The following is a 17283-nucleotide window of genomic DNA, read 5'->3' as shown; positions in this document are numbered from 1 at the left end:
ACTGAAGACCTTCGCGCACCTGCGCAACGGCGGAACCACCAAGGCCGAAGCCCGCGTCATCCCCGCGCCAGCAGGTCGTCCAGTTCGGCTGTGAAGAGCAAGGCAGGGTCGAATCCCATTCCGGTGAAGTGGCCGGCGAGTTCCAGGGACAGGACACCGTGCAGCCGGGTCCAGAAGCTCAGGGCCTGGTGCAGGACCGCGGGCGGGGCGGGGTGGCTGCCCGCCCAATCCCGGTGGTGTTCCAGATGACTGTCGAACGGCGTGGTGGGGCATTCCCGGGCTGACGCCGTACCGGCGTCGAGCAGGATTGCCATGATCTCGGATGAGATGAGCGTGATGTCGTCGGGCGCGTGGTAGCCGGGGACGGGGGTGCCGTAGATGAGGAGGTACCGCTGGGGGTCCTCCAAGGCCCAGCCGCGCACGGCGTATGCCAGCACGGCCAGGTCGGTACCTGTGACGGGGGCCGAGCGGAGGGTGTCGGCGAGGCTTCGGTAGGCGTCCCTGATGAGCTCGGTAATCAGTTCGTCGCGGCTGGCGTAGTAGCGGTAGAGCGCGGGTCCGCTCATGCCCATCTGCTTGGCGATCGCGTTGAGAGAAAGCGCAGAGGCCCCTGTCGTGGCGATCTGCTTCCACGCATGTTCCTTGATCTCCGCGCGCACCTGAGTGCGGTAACGCTCACGGGGGGTCTTCGCGTCCGTCTGCGCCATGATCTGCCACCTTCCCCACCGCGAAGCTACATCTTGAAGATTCAGTTAGAAGGTATCACGAAGCTTATTGACATCCCCCTCTTCGTCTCGTTATAACTTCTAACGTAAGCATGATGATCTAACGGATGCGGCATGGACTCGCCACCGCACCTTGCAGACGAAGGAAACGCCAATGACGACCGCGTCCACCTCACTCGCCCGCACCAGCCAGCGCACTCCCCTGGCGGTGACCGTCTCCTCTTACGCGGTCCCTGTCATGGTGCTCGGCCAGTTCGCCCTGCTGGCGATCGTCCCGGTCGCGATCGCGCTGGTCGGCGCCCTCCGCCATGCCCGCGACCGGGACGTTCGCTGGGCGGCCGCGCTTCTCGCCGTCACGTACGCGATCCCGCTCGTTGTCTGGCTGACGCGGCCCGACGGCGCGCCGAGCCTGTCCAAAGACATTCACCCGGCGTTCGTCGGGTTGATCGTCGCCGCGTCCGCCGCACTCATCGTGGCCACCCTTCGAGCCCGCCGGCCCTGAAGGAGCGCGCGCCCCCGCACCGCCCCTGCCTCGTCCGGATCCGGCTGTGGCACGCCCCGCCCAAGCGGGGACATCACCCTGCCCAAGCGGGGACATCACCCTGCCCCTCACCGCGTCGCCGACGCTCTGCGGCTGGCCGAATCCGGGCACCGTCGCTGGAAAGGTCGTGCTGACCTCGTACCGCACGGCCTCATACCACAGCACCCCATCCCGAGCACCGAGCGTTTCGCTTCCGGTTCCCCACAACGAAGGAACACCATGTCCAGCAACGCCCCATCGAACACACGGACGGTCCACCCCAGGCCCCGCACGCGCATCGCCGCGCTCACGATCTCACTCGCCGTCGCCGGCGTCCTCGCCGGCAACCTCCCGGCCGCCCAGGCCGCCACCGCGCAGCCCCGCCCCACTCACCATGGGGGTGGACTCCAGTGTCGCGGCGAAGGCGTCGACCCCACTGCCAAGGTCCGGTACCGGACCAAGACCTTGATCAAGGCGCCACTGAGCACCATCTGGAAACTGCAGACCGACGTGGAAGGCTGGCCCTCGTGGCAGAAGCCCGTGACCAGCATGAAGCGCCTGGACCCGGGCCCGCTCCGTAAACACTCGCAGTTCCGGTGGACCACCCCGGTGCCCGCCACTCCCGTCAGTCCGCCCACCACGCTGGTCATTACCTCCACCGTTCGGCAACTTCAGCACCACACGTGCATCCGTTGGACCGGGCCCGCGATCGGCAAAGGACTGCGCATCGACCGAGGCGTCCACGTCTGGACCTTCACCCCGATCAGGGGCGGCGTCCTCGTACGCACCGAGGAGACCCATACCGGCGACCAGATCGAAACTGACGTGCCCCTCGCCACCGACTTCCTCGGAAAAGGTCTCGAGCCTGGCTGCACGACCTGAAGACCACCGCCGAGGCCCGCACCGGCGACCAACTGCGCGGCCACCGCTGACACAGGACAACCACGGCCCGGGGATGTGCTGCAGCCAGTTCTGCAGGCATATCTGAGCTATCTTCGACCGGGCTCTGGAGCACATGGGACTCCGGCAATCCCAGAGCCCACGAGACGTATCACCAAGAAGGGCCCTGCCGATCACCTCGCGAGTCTGCGGCAGGGCCCTCTCCATGCCGTCACCCTTTGCGCGCCGCCTCGGCTCGTCTTGGCAATGAGCAGCGGTTGTGATCACCGTGATCTCCGTCTGCGCTACTCACCGCTTCGGCTCCTGCTGGCGGAAGTCCCGCGCCCACCCTCAAGCTGCTCCCTCACATGGGCACCGCGGTTCGGGCCAACCGCGCCGACGATCATGCCGAACAGTCCACGGCGTCACCTGGACTGGCAGGCCCCGTACGCCAAGCATCACCGAGCCCCGCAGGGTATGTCGCCGGTGGGTATCGTGCCGCACCTGCTGTGGCCGATCGGCGGGTGGCGCCTGCCCCGCCTCCTGCACGCCACCACCTTGCTCTGCCACTGACCGCCTTGAGCATCACGGTCCCACCCCTCGATCGCCTCCGCCGAACTGCGGTCGGACACGGCCGGCCCCGTGGGCGGTCTTGAGGGGGCTCACGGTCGGGGCTCGCTCACAGTCGGGCTCATGGCCGGGATCGCGATCAGGGTGATCGCCAAGCGATCGTGCTCGATCACACCGCTGGAGACTCGATCACACTGCTGGAGAGAAGTCAGCCGCGCGAGCACCGGCTTCGCAGGCGGCTCGCCGGACTGCGGGTGTTCGCCGCCGTCCGGCGCGGGGCCGAGCACCATCCGCTGCTCACGCGGCTGCTTGAGGCTCTGGCGAGTCAGCTACCGACGAGACGATCTCCGGTACGGCAGGCGGCCGGACCAGGACGCCCACACAGCCGGTCAGCATGGCCAGGGCAATGATCCCGAATGTGACGCGGAAGTCGACGAAGCCGACGATCGCCGCGCCGACCGCGTTGGAGACGGTCTGGGCGCCGTTGGTCAGCATCCCGATGGCCGCACCGAGTCGGCCCTGGAGGCGGGCGGGGGCGTACAGCTGCTGTGCCGTACCCAGAGCAACGAAGATCAGGGGCATGCCCGCGCCGAAGAGAACGGTGCCGAGCGTGTAGCCCGGCCAGTACGGCACCTGGAAGAGCAGCACCCCGGCACCGCACACCAGGTAGCCGAGCGCGCTGGCCCGGGCCTCGCCCAGCCCCGTCACCAGCCGGCCGGACAGGAGACCGCCGAGGATCGAGCCGCCGCCCTGGAGCATCATGATCACGCTGAAGTAGGCGGCCTCGAAGCCCAGCCCCTGTTCGATGGCGGCGAAGGTGCTCGACTCCAGCAGCCCGGCCCCGGCCATGAAGATCACGCACATCAGGGTGAGCCTGCCGAGCAGCGGCAACTGGCGCAGGTGGCGGGCCCCGGCGGTGAGCGACTGACGCAAGGGCGCGGCGGGCTCCGGCTCCGACTCGACGATCTTCACCGAGGCCAGGCAGGCGATGGCGATCAGGAAGGTCGCCGCATCCACGACGGCCAGCACCCAGCCACCGAAGGCGAGGTAAATGCCGACGCCGACGGCCGGGGAGACAATGCGCAGCCCCTGCTGCACGGTGACCAGCAGGCTGCGCGCGGGGGCCGCGTCGCGGGCGGGCAGCAGGTCCTTGAGCAGCGCGTCGAAGACCGGGGTGGAAAAGAGCACCCCGTAGCAGAAAGCGACCAGGTAGATGATCCACACGTCCTGCGCTGTGCGCACCACCAGCAGCGCGAGCACGATCACCGCCATCGCCGCCATCATGCCCATGAGCAGCTTCTTGCGGCTCACCCGGTCCACCACGTGCCCGAGGAGGGGCGCCAGCAGGCCGGGTGCGTTGAGGCAGAGGAAGACCAGTCCCGCCGCCGCGTCCGAACCGGTCAGGTTCTTGGTCCAGACGGCCAGGGAGAGGAATAGCATGCTGTCGCCCAAGCTGGAGACGGCGTCGCCGAGGAGGATCCGGCGGAAGCGGGCGTCACGGAGTAAGCGGTTCATGGGGCGCTCCATGCATGAAGACTCGGACGACCTTCGCGCCCTCGGGGATCTGGGAGTGGTCCTTGATGCGAGCGAAGTACGGCTCCAGAAGCTCCATGAACTGCTTGCCCACCTGATCGAGCTCCTCGGGGGTCATCGGCGCGCTCACTCCGGAGATGAACGCCGCCTGCTGCCACTCCTCAGAAATGGTCGTCCTGAGGTCGGTCCAGGCGGCCATGCGGGTGGCTTCGCGCTCGATGAAGACCTTTTCCAGCTCAAGGGCCGCCGGGTTGCCGTCGGCGCTCGACCAGTGCTGCTCGTGGTCGATGATCCGCCACAGACGCTCGCGTTTGTCCCCCGACGGCTCGGCCTCCTCGACGTAGCCGTACTTGGCCAGCTGCCGCAGATGGAAGGAGCAGGAGGCTTGGGAGGTGTCCAGGTGTCTGGCGCAGGTGGCCGCGGTGGCCGGGCCGATACGGCCCAGCAGATCGAGCAGGTCGATCCGCGTTGGATGCGCCATGGCACGCAACGCCTTGGGGTCGGTGATCCGCATATGCCAAAGCTATCTTTGACACTTGATAATGTCAAAGACTTCTTTGGCTTCTCGGGGGCAGGCGGTCTTGAGCGCCTCCGCGTACCTGTCCAACTCGGCGCCCACCGGGTTGAGGATGTGCTTCCTGCCGACCTGGGCGACCGGTCGAGCACCAACACCTGACCGCGCAGCGACCAGGGAATCCAGGTGGGCTGAGAGCCCGAGGAGATGGCCTGCCAGCGGGAATCGCCCGTACTTGCCCCGGAGAGGAGGCGGCTCAGTGAAGCTCTTGGCGATGCCGCGTCACCCACGCGTAGGCGGCCTTGACTTGCTCGACCGCACCCGAGGCGCGCAGCCGTGCCATCGCCGGATCCCCGGCCTCGGCTGCCCGATCGATGCCCCGCCAGCAGCGGTCCTGCCACCACAACACCGTCTCGACCAGATCGGACTGGTCAGCCAGGCCGTACCCGTTGCAGATCACCCTAGAGCGCCGGCTCACCTCGGCCGGGTCACTCCCTTCCCACCACCCGGCGTACTGCCAGCACAACCGGGCCACATCGTGGATCCGCTCACCGGGCAAGGCAAGATCCCAATCGATGAACGCCACCGGCCGCAACCCCTGCCCGAGGTCGCGGTAGACGATGTTGCCCGGCCACAGATCGTTGTGGCAGACCACCTCGCTCTCCCCGGCGAGAGCTGTACCTGCGGTCAGGTCGTGCAGTTCCCGGGCCAGCTCACCGGCCCGGGCAAGACTGGCATCGCTGCTGACCGCCTCAGGCTGGCCATCCTCCCAGTCCCAGGCGACGTGCCCGTCCAGGAAGCTCAGAATTTGCCGCCCCTGCTCGTCCACCCCCAGGAACCGGGGTGCGCCTGCCCATCCGCTCTGCTCCAAGAGGATCAGCAGATCGCGGACGAACTCGGGGTCGCCGTAGAAACCCCGGCTGACCGGGCGTCGGACCGTGTTCCCGACTCGGACCGCGCCGGTGACCCGGCCCCCCGGCAACACCTGCTCCTGCAAGCCCAGCATGCGCCAGCCTGGCCGTGCCTGTTCGCCCATAGCTGTCAGTCTGCTGCCCTCGCCAACCCGAATTCGAAGCGGGCCACCCTGGACCACGAACCCGACTTTGACGCCGGAGTCTGCTACGCGTCTACCAATTCCGCAGGCACACAAAACCCTCTCGCCGGGAAGAATCGAAAAGAGCGAGAAACCCTTATTGCCTGACTCGTGACGCACCTCGGCCGGGCCCGTATCAGCCCCCGGCCTATTTGGTCTGCCCCATAGCTAGGACAGGAGGGAGTTGTAGGCGACCGAGTGCTGCTGCCCGGACATAAAGGACAGGAACTGCCTGACGAAAGCACTGCGCGAGTAGCTGTCGCCTCTGCCGGTCAGATCGCGGTGGAAGGCCGTGCGGAACAACGCCTGATACTCCCGGGCGTCGATCGTCTGGTCGCCGTTGCCGTCGGTGACATCGAACAGCACATCAGCGATCTTTACCAGTCCGGAGCTGGGCAGAGAGGCAGCTGAGGAGGCGTATTCCTGGCGCGTGACCCGTCCGTCGCCGTCGGCGTCGAGATTGGTTTGCAATTCCCGCCACCAGGCGGCGTAGGCGTTGAAAAGCCGCTCCTCGTCCTGTACATCCAGGTCGAGCCGAGTGGCGATCTCTCTGGCCATGGCAGCCAGGTCCGGCCAGGCGAGGAAGCCGTCGCCGGTCTGGTCCAGGACCTCGGCGAAGAACTGGTCAGCCGAGCGTGTGGCTTGATTGACCTCGTCGGGAGCCGGGGTGATGAGTCTGAGCATGGCCGCGGCCTGGCCAGCCTTGCGGCGTACCTTCTCCCACGGTCCAGAGCCACCGGCGTGGTCGGGGTCCAGCAGGCTCATCAGTGAGCCGACATGCACCCAGCTTTCTGGAAGCAGGCGGGCGGCGATTCCGGTGGTCAGGTACGCCCCGTGCATGAGCGCCCGCGCCCCTGGGAGGTCAGGCAGGGCGACACGTCGGCAGAAGGATTCCGGCAGCGACGCGATGGTGACCGCAGCGGCCACAGGGCCTGCCACGGCCCGGCCCGCGGCCCACACCGCGGGATGGCTGCGCAGCAGGGGCGGCGCGGGCACATTGGCGAAGAGCCGGTAGAGGATGACGCGCACCGCCTCGGTGCTCTCCAGGCGATGGTCGATCATGTCGTCGTAGTAGGGCCAGAACTCCTGCAACTTCGCAGGGAGCTGGTCGCTGTTGCCCTCGAGCAGGGCCAGGACCGTCCGGAACTCGGTGTAGAGCTGTTCCATCGCGGGCCGGTCGAGCGACTCACCGCTCAGCCGATACATCGTCACCGCCGACTCGAACAGGGTCGCCACCACCCAGGCGCGTGCTTCGGCGTCCATCGCGTCGTAGCGGCGGCCTTGCGGGTCGGTGCCCGAGATGCGGGCGTGCATGCGGTTGAGGCGAGCCGCCTCCCGGCTGCGTACGTGCCGGTCCGGGTCGAGCATCCGTTGCGTGCTTACCAGGGTGTTGCGCAGACGCCGCCACGGATGCGTCACGAACGTCGAGTTTCCGATCAACGCCGCGCCGACCTGCGGGTGCGCGGCTTCCAGAACCGTCGCGCGGGTCACCGCAAGGCCCCAGCGTGCCTCGTTGACGAGGCGGCGAAGCATCGAGTTCGGCCCGAAGACGTCGGCGGCCTCCTCTGCGGTGTTCTGGTTCATCGAAGTCCCTCTCCCATCCTGGCGGTCGGCTGGCGGACATCGCCGAATCGGCGCTGGCGCCGCCGGTAGGCGTCAAGGCATTCCCCGAGGTGGGTCGCGCGAAAGTCGGGCCATAGCACCTGCGGGAAGACCCATTCGGCGTAGGCCACCTGCCAGAGCATGAAGTTGGAGATCCGTTGCTCTCCGGAGGTACGAATGACCAGGTCCACATCCGGCGTGTCGGAGTATGGGAGATGCCGGGCGAAGGTGGCCTCGGTGACCTGCTCGGCGGGTACGGCAGCGCGGATCAGCGAACGGGCAGCTTCCACGATGTCGCGACGTCCCCCGTGATCGAAGGCGATCGTCAGCGTCATCTGCCTGTTGTCACTGGTGAGCGTCATCAGATCGGTGATGTCGCGAGCCAGCAGTGGTGGGATCCGCGGATCGGTCATGCCCAGGAACCTGCACCGGACACCTCGCGCGTGCAACGCCGGCGCATGCTTGCGGATGGTCCGGCGCACGAGCCGCATGAGGATGTCGACCTCGCCCGCCGGCCGCTGCCAGTTCTCGGTGGAGAAGGCGTACAGACTCAGCCACTTGATGCCAGCCGAGTGTGCCGCCTCGATGATGTCGATGACAGCGGCCTCTGCCGCCTCGTGGCCTGCGGTACGCGGCAGCGATCGCTGCGCGGCCCACCGCCCGTTCCCATCCATCACACAAGCCACGTGACACGGCAATCCGCTGATAATTTCCATAGCGAAGCGTGACTATATCATTACCCATAGTATTGTCGAGTGCCGCAGTCCGCGTCTGCCAGGAGTCGGACTGCGTGTTGTACGTCCCACCGTGGCCCACCTTCTCGCCCAGCAGTCTCCGGTACGGCTCCCGCTCCACGACCGCCGCCACCGGAAAGCCGGCGGCCAACGCCTTGCCCAGCACGGCGAGGTCGGGCAGCGCGCCCACTTCGGCCTGGGCGCCCGCCAGGCGAGACGCAGAACCCGGTGGTTCTTCGGCAACGGCACCTTCGGCACATGCCCCTCCCCTCGGGACGGACGACCAGGCCACTGGAACATCGGAGCGACAGGAGGATCGGCGCTCTACGTCCTGGAGGACATCACCAACAGAGACCGCCCCGGCGGCTTCTCCGGCTGGCGGTGGTGCTTCAAATGCACCTGGTGGTGTACGCACCGGCCCCGCGTCCGCGTCGGGGCCGCGGGCACGCCCACATCTTGAGCGCAATGCCGATCACGCCGAACAGCGCAGAGACGCCGATCGCCATCCAGGTGGAAACCGCTTGGCCAGGCCGCGGGTGTCGGCGCGTACGTGCTCCAGGAACTGGATCTGCCCGCCGGCTTTCAGCACCCGCCGGGCCTGGGCCGGCGCCACCCCGACGTCGGGCAGCGAGCGAAGCACCATGCGGAGCACCGCCGCGTCCACGCTGTCATCGGTCGCTGGCAGCCGCTCGGCCACCCCCGGCACCAGCTCGACGGCGAGCGGTGCCGCCGGGGCAAACCGTGATCATCGCTGCCGGTCCTGCCGCACGGGATGATCAGTCGGTCGGTGAGGTGCCGCAGAGTGCGTTGTCGATCAGGCGGGCAGTGGCTTGGCCCTGCTCTCGTGTGCCGGGGTAGGTGGTGCGTGAGACGATCACGCTGGTGCGGCCGTCCTGGGTGATGGCGTTGTCGGTGATGAACCCGGGTGTGCCGCCGGGGTGCGACCAGGCCGTGACCCCGCAGCTCAGTTGCTGCTTGGCCATGCCCAGGCCGAACTCCCTGCCGGGCGCGCCGACGGGAACCGTGGTCGTCATCTTCTTCAGCTGTTGCGGCGGCAGTAGCTTCCCGCCCAGCAGCGCACGCCAGAACCTGCTCAGGTCGCCGGTGGTGGTGACGGCCTCGCCCGCCGCGCCGGCCCAGCCGAGACTGAGCAGGGTGGCGCGGAACGGCCGGGAGGTCTTGGCGTCCTGGGTGTAGCTCTGTGCGTGCGGCTTGGGCAGGAGCGGGGAGTCGCCGGGCAGGGTCGTGTTCCGCAGCCGCAGCGGCGTGATGATCCGGCGCTTCACCTCCTTGCGCCAGGAGTTCCCGGTGGCCCGCTCGATGACCAGCCCGGCCACGAGGTAGTTGATGTTCGAATAGCTCCAGCGGGAGCCGGGGGCGAAGAGCGGGCGCTGGCGGACGCTGAGCGCCACCAGCTGTCGCGGGTTCATGCGCAGGAACCGGTAGGTGCGGTAGCCCCGCTCGGTGCGCATCTTCTGCTCGATGTCGCCCACGGAGTCATACAGGCCGCTGGTGTGCTGGAGCAGCTGTCTGATGGTGATCGCGCGCCCGTCGTTGCCGTTGCCGCGCACCAGTCCGGGAAGCCACCGTTCGACGCTGTCGTCAAGGGACAGGCGGCCCTCCGCCTCCAACTGCAAGATCACAGCAGCGACGAAGGTCTTGGTGTTGCTGCCCATCCGGAAGTGCCCGTCGAGCGGGATCGGGACGTTACGGCCCCGCACCGCCGTACCGCTCGCCGCGGCCAGGTCACCGCCGGGTGAGACTACCCGCGCCTGCACTCCCAGCGTGCCGGCGTCGCGGATCGCATCCAGATCCGCCTGCAAGGCCGCCCGATCGTATCCGGGCGACGACGCGTGAGCCGGACCCACCGCCAGCGCACCGACGGACGCGGCCACGGCCGCTGACGCCACGACCGCATGGAAACGACGCAAGCCCACACTCTTCATCATCATTCTTTGCCTCCCGGCGTGTCTGGTGGGCGCGGATCACGATGTCTCCGGCGGACGGACGTGCATACGAACGTCTGCCGGAGGCTCCCGCCCGATATCCAGTCCATCACCGCGAGAGGCGGCAAACCTCCTGGTAGCGGATGATTCGGACCGGGGCCCTGGATCCTTCCCCCGGCCCACGACCAGGACCCTGGTCCTGGTCCTGTCCCCGATCCGGATGGCTGCAGGGGTGGAGCAGGCATCTGCGTGGTCAGCGCTTGGCTTGGGAGAGGGCGCGGAACTCCACGAGCCAGCGCTGTTCCTCGCTCGGCTCATCTGGCGTGATGGCGGGTTTGTGGTCGAGGTGCAGCCCTCGCGGCACTGGGCCATGCGAAACTGCCGGTTGTGCTTGGCGCACGGCGGGCACTTGCTGTCCATCGTCGCGCCTGCTTCGGCCCGAATCAGGGGTGCATATCCGTTGAATTCTCGGCGATTACTACCGGGACCCCGGAATCACTGAGCTCTAGTTTGAGGCGATACCGCCCGTAGGGAGTACAAGATCGGAAGATGGGTGTCGCTGAAGGGGAATCGATAGAGGCCATCGGGTCCCTGTGGCAGGATCCGCCGTCCGTCGAATTGGGCCTCGGTGTGTTCGCTGAGCCGATCCACGACCAGCCCGGCCCTGGCGGTCGCCGTCACGATTTCACCGACCGAATGCGGATACTGAACCACCTCCTGTTTCTCCATCGGCAGGTTCGGATCTGCGTACGTTCCTGTCACGGCTTCCCGCTGGGGCTCGCCGCCGCCGTACGGCCAGTCGGCCACGAGCGGTTCGTAGCTGGCCAGCGTCTGGAACATCGGATGCAGGTCGACCAGCACGAGCCTGCCCCCGGGGCGAAGCGCCATGGCAGCACCCCGCATCCACGCGTCCAGGTCCGCGATCCAGCACAGCACCCCGTAGGTGGCGATGACGAGATCGAATCTGCCCGCCAGATCGGCCGGCAGATTCTGGGTGTCCGCCTCGATGAACTCCGCGGTCAGTTCGGCGCGCTTGGCTAGCTCGCGCGCCCTTGCGATCGCCGCCGGCGAAAAGTCCACCCCGGTGACCCGGGCACCCAGACGCGCCCAGTTCAGCGTGTCCATGCCGAAGTGGCACTGCAGGTGCAGCACATCCCGACCGGCCACTTCACCGGCCAACTCCAGCTCGATCGGGTAGAGCGTCTGTCGGCCTGCCAGGAACGAGTCAACGTCGTAGAACAGGTCGTTGGGACCCGTCCCGTGAGCCCGCGCGCGGGCATCCCACAGGATCCGGTTCGCGACGAGCCCGTCATCAAATGACTTCCGGTTCATGCCCCGCAGCATGACAGGGCCAGCCGCAGACGTTCATCTGGTTATGCAGCAATGAAACGAAATGTCATGCCAAGAGCGCGGATGGCGCTACTCGGCGTAATCGCTGCCAGTGATCGAGGTCGTCGGACCTGAGTCGGGCGGCGCGCATGACGAGCTCGACCCCGAGGTTCCTCGTACGCCTGGAGCGCCTGCTCCCGCATCTCCGCGGGCGGCGACTCCGGGCACAGCAGCAGGGCCAGGCGTAAGCGTGAGCCCGAACGACCGACGCTTGATCGTCATGCATTCATCTTGCCCGGTCCGCAGGGACCCTGGAATTTCGTATGAAGACCCGAGTTTGGGCTTGGCGCAACATTTGCACGATGGATCTTTTACAGGTGGCCGGTGGGGAGAAGATCCCTAGGGGTGTTCGCTGCTGGGTAGGGGCGCGGGCGCAGCGGGAATTCATCGGAAAAGGGGACGCCGTGAGCGATCTTCGCCGTGTACTTGATCGTGCCCAAACGGATTACGACTTCTATCTCTCGGTGCTCACCAGCCCCGGTGACGTGCTCACCTCGTATCAGTTGACGGATGCCGAGCGGGCCGCGCTCACCACCGACCGGGACAAGCTGTGGACTCGGCTCAGCGGGCACCGCGTGGACGAGGACGCGCCGCCACCACCCCCGCCCCCGCCTCCGCCGCCACCCCCGCCGCCACCACCACCGGGACCGCCGTCAGAGATTCCCATCAACATCGGCATCGGCCCGGTTCCGCCTCCGCCTCCACCGCCGCCACCCCCCGGGGTCGGGGTGGTCATCAGCGGCCATCACGACTGGTTCGCCGCCTTCAGCCCACGGGACGAGATGAGGATCGAGGACCTCGTCGCGGACCCCGAGATCGTGGCCTCGGTGCGTGACATCCGCGCGGCCACCGCTCCGGCCGACCGGGCGGAGGCCGTCAGCAGGCTCATGGGGAGGCTCTGATGTCCGGCGACCACCGCTACCCGTGGGACATCGCCGTCGTCGGCCTGGGCATCCGCGGGGTCCACCAGATCACCAGGGAGGTCGAGGAGGCGATCCGCCGGTGCACGGTGGCGTTCGTCACCGACATGGCGGTGGGTGTCGTGGACCACCTGCGCACCCTGTGTCCCGAGGTGATCGATCTGTCCGCGGAGTTCCGGCCGGGCAGCCACCGGATCCTGATCTACCAGAAGATGGCCGGTGAGGTGGTCACCGCGGCCTTGGAGAAGCCACCTGTCTGCTTCGCCTCGTACGGTCACCCCAAGGTGTACTGCTACCCGACGACGCTGATCCAGCGGGCTGCGAAGGTGCTCGATCTGCGGGTGACCGTACTGCCCGGGGTCTCGTCCTTGGACGCGCTGCTGGTCGACCTCAACGTGGATCCGGCCCTGGACGGTCTGCAGGTGTACGACGCGACCGACCTCCTGGTGCGGGAGCGCCCGATCCAGACGGACACGCCCTGCGTGCTCTTCCAGGCGCCGATCGCGCTGGACGCGTTGAACAGCGGCGGGCGGCCGCGTCCCGACAACGTCGGCCAGGTGCAGGAGTATCTCCTGCGGTTCTACCCGCCCGATCATCGGGTCACGTTGCTGGTCTCAGCCATCCATCCGCTGTTTCCGCCGATCAAGACGGGCGTGCGCGTCGCCGACCTGGCCGGTGCGCTGCGCCGGGTGCCCACGGTGGCGACGGTGTATCTCCCGCCGGTCGGCGCCCGGCCGGTGGCCGCCAAGGGCCTGGCCGAGCGGATGCGGATACCGGCCGAGGAGAGTGTGGCCGACCCGCCGCACCGGCCGGGGCGCCCGCCCATCGGGCCGCGGGAGTAGTTCCATGACCACCGTCGAACCGGCGGTCCGCTACATCGTCGCGGCCACTCCGCGAACGGGCAGCAGCCTGCTCTGCGAGGGCCTGATCACGACGGGTGTGGCGGGCAGGCCGGGCGAGGTTTTCGCGCCCGCGTTCCGATCGATGTGGCGCGAGCATCTGGCACTGATCGGGGACATCTCGTTCGACGACTACCTCCAGGCGGCCGTACGTCATGGCACCACGGACAACGGGGTGTACGGGCTGAAGCTGCAGTGGATGCACGTCTCCACGCTGGCGCGGGAAGCAGGCCAGAGCGGGCCGCCGGTGCGGGTGCTGGCGCGGCTGTTCCCCGGTTCCCGGTTCGTCAACATCGTGCGGCGGGACCGCCGGGCCCAGGCGCTGTCCTGGTACCGGGCGGAGCAGACCCAGGAGTGGTGGCGGTGGGCGGGAGACCCGCCGCCGCCCGTGCGGGAACCCCGGCTGGACGTGGCGGCGGTGCGCGCCATCGAGCGCGCCGTCGACGAGCAGCAGGCGGCCTGGGAGCGCTACTTCGCGGCCCACGGCATCGAGCCGCTGGTGGTCGAGTACGAGTCGCTGGTGAAGGACTACCGTGGCGAGATCGGGCGGGTGATGGAGTTCCTCGGCCTGGACGCGGCCACGGCCGGAGCGATCCCACCGCCCCGCCTGGCTCGCCAGGCCGACGAGCTCACCGCCCGCTGGCGCGAGACGATGCGCGACAGCGAACGGGCGCGTCCCGGGAGGGCGAGATCGCGGCCCGCCGTCATCGTGCTCGACAACTTCTACCGGCACCCGGAGGCGGTGCGGGAGTACGCGCTCCGGCAGCGCTACTACACACCGTACGAGGATGCGGCGGCGCTCGCGGCGGGCCGGCAGCGGGCGACCTGGTGGGCCAGCGCGTTCCGGCCGGCGGACAGCTGCCCGTTCAAATCCTCCCGGGCACTGCTCGCCGTGCTGCGGCGGGCGGTCGGTGAGCCCATCGACCTGGCTCACTGGCGTGGCGACTTCCCGGTGGACGCCTCGTCCAAGCCGCTGCCGGAGCCGGGCCGGGAGCGTGCGACCTGCCTGTGGAACGCCTGCTTCCACGTCAAACCGGCCAATGAGCAGCGCCTGGGCGACGGGGTGCACAATCACGTCACCGACGGGTGGAACGCGGTGGGCGCCGAGGGCTGGAGCGGAATCGTGTACCTGGACCCCACGGCCCCGCTCGACGGCGGCCTGTATCTGTGGCGCAACGTCAACCCCGCCCGGGAGTTCGACTGGATGACCCCCGCCGACAACTGGGAGCTCGTCGACTCCTTCGGCAACGTCTTCAACCGCCTGATCCTGGTACGCGGAGACGTGCCGCACAGCGGTGCCGGAGGGTGGGGCGACCGGCTGGAGAACGGCCGCCTCTGCCAGACTTTCTTCTTCCGCACCGTTCCCCAGAACGCCGACTGGTCCGTCTCGATCCCCGGCGTCGGAGCCTGACATGGCCACACTGGAATCCGTGGTGAGCAACCGGGCCTGGCTGCGCCGGAGCCGGCCTTTCCCGCACGTGGCGGCGCGGAACGTTTTCACCGGCGACTTCTACGGCGCCCTGGACGCCCAGCTGCGCGACCTGCTGGGTCAGGGACTCGGCGAGACCCCGGAGCCGGACCGGTTCTCCCGGAGCATTCCCGGATACGACTCGTACGGCATCGGCTTCGGCGCCGACTATCCCGGTCCCGTCGGCCTGTTCCTGTCGGCCGGGTGGCGGAACCTGATCTGCGACCTGTTCGGTATCAAGGCGACGCCCTACGTGTTCGCCGGCGCCCACCATCACACCGTCGCCAGCGCGAACGGCTTCGTCCACAACGACTTCAACCCGGTCTGGTTCCCCCGCACGGACGAGCCGGACCGGATCCAGACCCCCGATCCGCGGCGGTGCGACTACAAGACCGGCGCCGGGCCGCTCTCCGACGCGGAGAAGATCCAGGTGGTCCGCGGCGCGGTGGTGCTGTTCTTCGCCGGGAACGACGGGTGGCGCCCGGGCGACGGCGGCGAGACCGGCCTCTACGCCACACCAGACGACCCGGTCGACGCGCCCGCGCTGCGCTGCCCGCCGATCAACAACAGCCTCGTCGCGTTCGAGTGCACACCGCGGTCCTTCCACACCTACCTCAGCAACACCCGGCTGCCGCGCACCTCCATCATCATGTGGGTGCACCGCACCCTGGACGAGGCCGGGCGGACTTTCGGCACGGAGGGCCTCGAGCGATGGAAGAACTGACCCGCACCTGCCTGCTCACCGGCGCCAGCGGCCTGCTGGGCACGGCGTTCATCCGCAGGTACGCAGCCCGCTACCAGATCCTCGCGGTCCACCACCGCTCCGCGATCGACGGCCCGACCCAGGACCAGTCCTACGTGGATCCCCTCGCCCCCACCCGGCACCTGCCCGAGAACGACCATCCGGTACGGGCGCTCCGCGCCGATCTCGGCGACCCTGACGACATCGCCCGGCTGGCCGACGCCGTGGAATCCCACACCGACGGGGTGGACCTGGTGGTGCACGCCGCCGCCGTACGGGGCTGGACGCCTCTGCTGGCCGCCGGTGCCGCCGACCGGGCACGGTGGGTCTACCAGGTCAACGTGCTGGCGCCGCTGCAGCTCACCGCCGCGCTGGCGCGCCGCTTCTGGTTCACCGACCCGACGGCCAACCTGCGGGCCAACCGCAACGTGGTCACCATCTCCAGCACCTCGGGCCTGTTCGTCTACCCGGACCTGCAGCAGGGTCTGTACGGCTCGTCCAAGGCCGCGCTCAATCACCTGACCTACCATCTCGCCAGCGAGCTGTGGGACCTGGGGATCCGCGTCAACGCCGTGGCGCCTGACACCTTTCCCGGCCGGATCGCCACCGAGGACGTACTGGACGCGATCGTCGACTTCGACCGGTCCGACCGGACCGGCGTCGTCCACAGGCTCGATGGGCGGCCGGCATGAGAGTCCTGTTCGTGGTCATGCCGTTCGGCGGTCTGCGGCCCGCCATCGGGATCAGCCTGCTCACCGCCCACCTGGCGCGCGCCGGCGTGACCGCCGAGAGCCTGTACCTCAATCTGCGCTTCGCCGAGCTGGTCCGCGAGAGCGACTACGACTACGTGGCCGAACGCGCCCCGACCCAGGCCCTGGCCGGGGACTGGGTGTTCGCCCGCGCGGCCTTCGGCCCACGCGACGACGCGGACGCGGCCTACCTGGCCATGCTCAGGGAACGCTTTCCGGCCCTGCGCGACGAGGGTACGGCCGGCGCGCTGCTCCGCTGCCGGGCCGCGGCCGACCGCTTCCTGGACGAGGCGCTCGGCGCGGCCGACTGGGGGGCGTACGACATCGTCGGCTTCACCTCCACCTTCACCCAGCACGTCGCCTCTATCGCGCTGGCCCGCAGGATCAAGGAGCGGCACCCCGGGGTCGTCGTCGCGTTCGGCGGGGCCAACTGCGAAGCGGAGATGGGCCTGCAACTGCACCGGTCCTTCCCGTTCGTCGACATCGTGTGCGGCGGGGAGGCGGATCTCAGCTTCCCCCGCGTGGTCGAGGCCCTGCGCGCGGGCGGGAGCGCGTACGAGATACCAGGGGTCATCGCCCGTCACGGCGGGGAGAGCCGCTACACCGACCTCACACCCGAGCGGGTCAAAGACCTGAACACGCTGCCCCACCCCAGCTACGACGACTTCTTCGCGCAGGCCGGCGCGTCCGCGGCGGCTCGCCGCAGGCAGCGCGCGATCCTGCTGGAGTCGTCCCGGGGATGCTGGTGGGGGCAGAAGCACCACTGCACCTTCTGCGGGCTCAACGGCACGTCGATGGCGTTCAGGAGCAAGAGCGCCACCCGGGTCCTGGACGAGATCACCGCCCTGTCCGAGCGGTACTCGCCCCACTACGTCGAGATGGTGGACAACATCCTCGACATGCACTGAACGTTTTTCATCTCGATTCGCGGAGTTGGAGGACGAGGATCGCTTTGACGAGTTGCCCGGCGAGGTGAGGGCAGCAGCGGAGTTTGCGCAGG

At 68.4% G+C, this 17283-nt stretch carries 18 protein-coding genes and 1 pseudogene; 9 read left to right on the top strand and 10 right to left on the bottom strand.

Going from position 1 to position 17283, the window contains the following annotated elements; all coding sequences use genetic code 11:
• Positions 1-56: 56 nt before the first annotated feature.
• Complete coding sequence (locus tag ABZ911_RS38605; RefSeq protein ID WP_358068054.1) at positions 57-707, bottom strand: TetR/AcrR family transcriptional regulator; 651 nt, start codon at positions 705-707, stop codon at positions 57-59.
• A 172-nt stretch (positions 708-879) separates the two neighbouring features.
• Between ABZ911_RS38605 and ABZ911_RS38600 the strand changes: the two genes are divergently transcribed.
• On the top strand, positions 880-1227 hold the full coding sequence (locus ABZ911_RS38600) for a hypothetical protein (RefSeq protein WP_358068051.1): 348 nt from the start codon (positions 880-882) through the stop codon (positions 1225-1227).
• A gap of 258 nt (positions 1228-1485) precedes the next feature.
• Entirely contained in the window at positions 1486-2127 is a 642-nt protein-coding gene (locus ABZ911_RS38595) for an SRPBCC family protein (RefSeq protein ID WP_358068048.1), read from the top strand.
• A gap of 659 nt (positions 2128-2786) precedes the next feature.
• Here ABZ911_RS38595 and ABZ911_RS38590 read toward each other — a convergent pair.
• The 6 genes from ABZ911_RS38590 to uppS all read right to left on the bottom strand — a co-directional run bounded on the left by ABZ911_RS38590 (position 2787) and on the right by uppS (position 8152).
• Positions 2787-2984, bottom strand: coding sequence for a hypothetical protein (locus ABZ911_RS38590; protein ID WP_358068045.1), 198 nt, complete (start codon positions 2982-2984; stop codon positions 2787-2789).
• A gap of 7 nt (positions 2985-2991) precedes the next feature.
• Positions 2992-4209 carry an MFS transporter gene (locus ABZ911_RS38585; RefSeq protein ID WP_358068042.1) on the bottom strand — a complete coding sequence of 406 codons (1218 nt, stop codon included), beginning with the start codon at positions 4207-4209 and terminating at the stop codon, positions 2992-2994.
• The gene (locus ABZ911_RS38580) at positions 4190-4741 is read right to left on the bottom strand and encodes a helix-turn-helix domain-containing protein (protein WP_358068039.1); all 552 of its coding nucleotides are present in this window, start codon (positions 4739-4741) and stop codon (positions 4190-4192) included. The genes ABZ911_RS38585 and ABZ911_RS38580 overlap by 20 nt, the downstream gene beginning before the upstream one ends.
• Before the next feature lie 256 nt (positions 4742-4997).
• A complete protein-coding gene (locus ABZ911_RS38575) occupies positions 4998-5777 on the bottom strand; it encodes a phosphotransferase (protein ID WP_358068036.1) in 780 nt (259 codons plus the stop codon).
• 225 nt (positions 5778-6002) lie between these two features.
• Entirely contained in the window at positions 6003-7418 is a 1416-nt protein-coding gene (locus ABZ911_RS38570) for an oxygenase MpaB family protein (protein ID WP_358068033.1), read from the bottom strand.
• Entirely contained in the window at positions 7415-8152 is a 738-nt protein-coding gene (gene uppS / locus ABZ911_RS38565; RefSeq protein WP_358068031.1) for a polyprenyl diphosphate synthase, read from the bottom strand. Before uppS ends, ABZ911_RS38570 begins: the two co-directional genes overlap by 4 nt.
• 91 nt (positions 8153-8243) lie before the next feature.
• Here uppS and ABZ911_RS38560 point away from each other — a divergent pair, with 91 nt between their 5' ends.
• Positions 8244-8630, top strand: coding sequence for a hypothetical protein (locus ABZ911_RS38560; RefSeq protein ID WP_358068028.1), 387 nt, complete (start codon positions 8244-8246; stop codon positions 8628-8630).
• Positions 8631-8642: 12 nt separating this feature from the next.
• Here the strand turns inward: ABZ911_RS38560 and ABZ911_RS38555 are convergent.
• The 3 genes and pseudogenes from ABZ911_RS38555 to ABZ911_RS38545 form a co-directional block, all read right to left on the bottom strand.
• Positions 8643-8888, bottom strand: a pseudogene (locus ABZ911_RS38555) (class I SAM-dependent methyltransferase); the annotation flags it as partial.
• A 58-nt stretch (positions 8889-8946) separates the two neighbouring features.
• On the bottom strand, positions 8947-9993 hold the full coding sequence (locus ABZ911_RS38550; RefSeq protein WP_358068025.1) for a serine hydrolase domain-containing protein: 1047 nt from the start codon (positions 9991-9993) through the stop codon (positions 8947-8949).
• Positions 9994-10611: 618 nt separating this feature from the next.
• Positions 10612-11448: a class I SAM-dependent methyltransferase gene (locus ABZ911_RS38545; RefSeq protein ID WP_358068022.1), complete on the bottom strand. Its 837-nt coding sequence runs from the start codon at positions 11446-11448 to the stop codon at positions 10612-10614.
• Between the two features lie 461 nt (positions 11449-11909).
• Between ABZ911_RS38545 and ABZ911_RS38540 the strand changes: the two genes are divergently transcribed.
• From ABZ911_RS38540 to ABZ911_RS38515, 6 genes are read left to right on the top strand one after another with little or no spacing between them, the layout of a single operon-like run.
• Entirely contained in the window at positions 11910-12407 is a 498-nt protein-coding gene (locus ABZ911_RS38540) for a hypothetical protein (protein WP_358068019.1), read from the top strand.
• Positions 12407-13267, top strand: coding sequence for an SAM-dependent methyltransferase (locus tag ABZ911_RS38535; RefSeq protein WP_358068016.1), 861 nt, complete (start codon positions 12407-12409; stop codon positions 13265-13267). Before ABZ911_RS38540 ends, ABZ911_RS38535 begins: the two co-directional genes overlap by 1 nt.
• A 4-nt stretch (positions 13268-13271) precedes the next feature.
• Positions 13272-14735, top strand: coding sequence for a Stf0 family sulfotransferase (locus tag ABZ911_RS38530; protein WP_358068013.1), 1464 nt, complete (start codon positions 13272-13274; stop codon positions 14733-14735).
• A gap of 1 nt (position 14736) precedes the next feature.
• Positions 14737-15516, top strand: coding sequence for a 2OG-Fe(II) oxygenase (locus ABZ911_RS38525; RefSeq protein WP_358068010.1), 780 nt, complete (start codon positions 14737-14739; stop codon positions 15514-15516).
• Positions 15504-16226 carry an SDR family oxidoreductase gene (locus tag ABZ911_RS38520; protein WP_358068007.1) on the top strand — a complete coding sequence of 241 codons (723 nt, stop codon included), beginning with the start codon at positions 15504-15506 and terminating at the stop codon, positions 16224-16226. The genes ABZ911_RS38525 and ABZ911_RS38520 overlap by 13 nt, the downstream gene beginning before the upstream one ends.
• Complete coding sequence (locus ABZ911_RS38515; protein WP_358068004.1) at positions 16223-17191, top strand: RiPP maturation radical SAM C-methyltransferase; 969 nt, start codon at positions 16223-16225, stop codon at positions 17189-17191. The genes ABZ911_RS38520 and ABZ911_RS38515 overlap by 4 nt, the downstream gene beginning before the upstream one ends.
• Positions 17192-17283: the final 92 nt, after the last annotated feature.

This window comes from Nonomuraea sp. NPDC046570, from assembly GCF_040645915.1.
Lineage (GTDB): Bacteria > Actinomycetota > Actinomycetes > Streptosporangiales > Streptosporangiaceae > Nonomuraea.
This window is presented reverse-complemented; position numbering and strand designations above follow the sequence as displayed.

What these genes read in the sequence shown, in the direction of transcription:
- ABZ911_RS38605 (WP_358068054.1), bottom strand. Translation starts at nt 707, where the DNA reads ATGGCGCAGACGGACGCGAAGACCCCCCGTGAGCGTTACCGCACTCAG.
- ABZ911_RS38600 (WP_358068051.1), top strand. Translation starts at nt 880, where the DNA reads ATGACGACCGCGTCCACCTCACTCGCCCGCACCAGCCAGCGCACTCCC.
- ABZ911_RS38595 (WP_358068048.1), top strand. Translation starts at nt 1,486, where the DNA reads ATGTCCAGCAACGCCCCATCGAACACACGGACGGTCCACCCCAGGCCC.
- ABZ911_RS38590 (WP_358068045.1), bottom strand. Translation starts at nt 2,984, where the DNA reads ATGGTGCTCGGCCCCGCGCCGGACGGCGGCGAACACCCGCAGTCCGGC.
- ABZ911_RS38585 (WP_358068042.1), bottom strand. Translation starts at nt 4,209, where the DNA reads ATGAACCGCTTACTCCGTGACGCCCGCTTCCGCCGGATCCTCCTCGGC.
- ABZ911_RS38580 (WP_358068039.1), bottom strand. Translation starts at nt 4,741, where the DNA reads ATGCGGATCACCGACCCCAAGGCGTTGCGTGCCATGGCGCATCCAACG.
- ABZ911_RS38575 (WP_358068036.1), bottom strand. Translation starts at nt 5,777, where the DNA reads ATGGGCGAACAGGCACGGCCAGGCTGGCGCATGCTGGGCTTGCAGGAG.
- ABZ911_RS38570 (WP_358068033.1), bottom strand. Translation starts at nt 7,418, where the DNA reads ATGAACCAGAACACCGCAGAGGAGGCCGCCGACGTCTTCGGGCCGAAC.
- uppS (WP_358068031.1), bottom strand. Translation starts at nt 8,152, where the DNA reads ATGGAAATTATCAGCGGATTGCCGTGTCACGTGGCTTGTGTGATGGAT.
- ABZ911_RS38545 (WP_358068022.1), bottom strand. Translation starts at nt 11,448, where the DNA reads ATGAACCGGAAGTCATTTGATGACGGGCTCGTCGCGAACCGGATCCTG.
- ABZ911_RS38535 (WP_358068016.1), top strand. Translation starts at nt 12,407, where the DNA reads ATGTCCGGCGACCACCGCTACCCGTGGGACATCGCCGTCGTCGGCCTG.
- ABZ911_RS38530 (WP_358068013.1), top strand. Translation starts at nt 13,272, where the DNA reads ATGACCACCGTCGAACCGGCGGTCCGCTACATCGTCGCGGCCACTCCG.
- ABZ911_RS38525 (WP_358068010.1), top strand. Translation starts at nt 14,737, where the DNA reads ATGGCCACACTGGAATCCGTGGTGAGCAACCGGGCCTGGCTGCGCCGG.
- ABZ911_RS38520 (WP_358068007.1), top strand. Translation starts at nt 15,504, where the DNA reads ATGGAAGAACTGACCCGCACCTGCCTGCTCACCGGCGCCAGCGGCCTG.
- ABZ911_RS38515 (WP_358068004.1), top strand. Translation starts at nt 16,223, where the DNA reads ATGAGAGTCCTGTTCGTGGTCATGCCGTTCGGCGGTCTGCGGCCCGCC.